Below are 2,462 nucleotides of genomic sequence, written 5' to 3' on the forward strand. Positions count from 1 at the left end.
CCTGAGCCAGCGTGAGCGCCTTGGAAGGGCGGCCATCCTTGCCGTGCGGGACAGAGCAGAGGTCCACCACGTTCCTTTTGACCAGGTCACGGGCCATCGCGCGCTTGATCGACCTGTTTAGATACGACCTGATCAGCCGGAGTGTGCTCGTGCTCAGCGTCTTGGCCTTCCCCGAGAGCCACTTGTCCACATCCTGTGCGCTGAGTTCGCGGAGCTTCCGCTTACCCAAGGCTGGGATGATGTGCACGCGGCACATGATCTGCCCTGCCTCATAGGTGGCCTTGTCCCGACGGCTCAGCTCGTACTTGAGCCAGTCGGTTATGGCTTGTTCGACGGTGGCGTCTCCCTTCGCGAGGGTCAGGCCGTCCTCGTAGTCCCTCAGAATCTCTCTGAGCTTGGCCTTAGCTTCGGTCTTGGTCTTGCCGGTTCCCTTCTTGACGATGCGCTTTCCGGCGGGCGTGTAGCCCACCGTCAGCGTGGCGATCCAGCGCTGACGAGTCTCGTCCCAGCGGAGACCGCCGTCCCCTCTGCTGCGTCGCTTGGTCATCAGGCTGCTTCCTCTGCTTCCTTCTCCAGGAGGGCGATGTACTCGCGGATGCCGTTGGCGGTGATGCGGCGAGCGCGGCCTTCACTGACGGAGGGCAAGCGCCCGGAGCGAATGAGTTCGTAGATCAGGCTCCTGCTGAAGCCGAGTAGGCGGACGACATCGCTCACGCGGTAGAGCCGGGCATCTTCAATGGCTGGGGCGTTCATGAAGGGTCGCTCTCCTTGCTGGGGACAGCGGGGACACCCGGCAGAACCGGGTGTCCCCGGAGAATCGCGGTGTTTTCGCTGGTCGATGGCGGTTCGGGGACAGCGGGGACAGCGGGGACACTTCCTGCCGGGTCTGTCCCCGGCAGGCGGTAGCGTCCGGCGGCGTCCACGCAGAGCTGGCCGTCGCTGGCCATCCGGGCGCAGGTCTTCTTGACGGTGTCGCGGGACATGCCGATGGCTTCGGCGATGTCCCGGGGCTGGCTGGCAGGGTGCTGGCGCAGATGGCGGACGATGGCGGCACGAGTGGCTGACAGGGCGTGTTCGTCGGCAGGGCCGTCGAGCAAGTGCCACGTGCCGGTCTCGACCTGGAAGGACAGGGCATGTTCGGCCTCTTCCACATCCCTGCCGGTGATGTGAAGCACGCCGTCAGCGGTCCCTCGGGCGCGCTTGAGAACCAACGTGGAATCAGCCGCACCGGCCAGGCCGTTGGTGCCGGAGACCTGCTCCAGGAAGTCGTCTGAGCCCATCTTGCGGACGTGATGGACGAGCATGACGGCCACGCCGAAGGTGTCGGCCAGGCGTTTGGCGCGGCCCATGGCGGTGTAGTCGGCGTCGTAGGCGGACAGGCCGGGTGGGGTGGTGCCGCGGACCTTGGCGAACACGTCGATGACGACCAGGCGTGCGCCGACGTTGCGTTTCAGCCAGTTGGCGATGGCCTCTTCCCCGCCCTGCGGCAGGGTTGGGCAGGAGGTGGCCAGCGTGAGATCCTTCGGCGCGGGCCTGTTGCCCAGGATCTTGCGCATGCGGGACTGGAGTCGGCGCGGGGTGTCTTCCAGTGCGAGGTAGAGCACCGGGCCAGGCTCCACCGGGATGGAGCCGAGTGCCCTGGTCCCGGCGGCCACCGCGATGGCGGTAGCCAGGGAGAGCCACGACTTGCCGACCTTTGGCGGTCCGGCCAGCAGGCTGAGCCCTTCGGCGATGACGCCGGGCACGGCCCATTTGGTCTCGGGGAAGGTCATGGCCATGAGTTCGTCTGCGGTCCACGAGGTGCGGAACGGCACCGCCGCGTCCGGCTGGTCGCCGGGCGCGTGGACGGCATCACCGGAGACCAGGCGCAGGTGGGATGAACGGTCGTTGCTGTTCATGCGGCGACTGTTCGCGGGCGGCGGGCACCGGTCCGTAGTCCTGAGGCGATGGTGCGGGTGGCCTCGCCGTAGGGTTGGCCGACCTGCTGAGCGGCGTCGGTGAGCCAGGCTGTGACGTCGTGCTCGGTCAGTTCGCTACCGGCCACGAGCTGACCGAGTGCCACCGCCGCGCGGTAGAGCGCGATGTTGTGCCCGTCTGGCGGTGAGGTGGTGACCCGTTGCAGTTCGGCGGTGACGGCGGCGCGCAGGTAGCTGCCGCGCCGGTTGGACGGCAGCGATACCACCACCGGTTTCTGCGGTGGGAGTGGGGCGGGTGTGAGCCGTTCGGCTAGCCAGTCGGGCAGTGGCGCGGCGGGGGCGGTGTGGACGACCTGGTAGGTGCCTGTGCCGTCGCTGGCGGTGACGTGGCTGCCGGGGCCGACGATGATGCCGCCGTTGGCGCGGGTGTCGATCAGCCAGGCGAGCCCGCCGTTGGTGCCTTGGGTGTTGCCGAGCGTCAGGCCGTCCGGGGCGGTGTAGTACAGGTGCATGCCGCCGCGCCGGGTGCGGACCTGGAAGGTCTCC

4 protein-coding genes are annotated in these 2,462 nt (G+C 67.9%); all 4 read right to left on the minus strand.

From position 1 onward, the window contains the following. The coding region (locus DAT37_RS12995; RefSeq protein WP_198654248.1) for a tyrosine-type recombinase/integrase at positions 1–547 on the minus strand (547 nt) is incomplete at its 3' end. Continuing rightward, positions 547–753, minus strand: a complete 207-nt coding sequence (locus DAT37_RS13000; protein WP_109525005.1) for a helix-turn-helix domain-containing protein — start codon at positions 751–753, stop codon at positions 547–549. The genes DAT37_RS12995 and DAT37_RS13000, both read right to left, overlap by 1 nt. Further along, positions 750–1,898 (minus strand): AAA family ATPase, encoded by a 1,149-nt coding sequence (locus DAT37_RS13005; protein WP_109525006.1) that lies wholly within the window; start codon positions 1,896–1,898, stop codon positions 750–752. The genes DAT37_RS13000 and DAT37_RS13005 overlap by 4 nt, the downstream gene beginning before the upstream one ends. Further along, positions 1,895–2,462 (minus strand): bifunctional DNA primase/polymerase (locus DAT37_RS13010; RefSeq protein WP_198654249.1); only part of this gene is annotated, 568 nt, incomplete at its 5' end. The genes DAT37_RS13005 and DAT37_RS13010, both read right to left, overlap by 4 nt.

The organism is Nocardia aurea, from assembly GCF_003123685.1.
Lineage (GTDB): Bacteria > Actinomycetota > Actinomycetes > Mycobacteriales > Mycobacteriaceae > Nocardia > Nocardia aurea.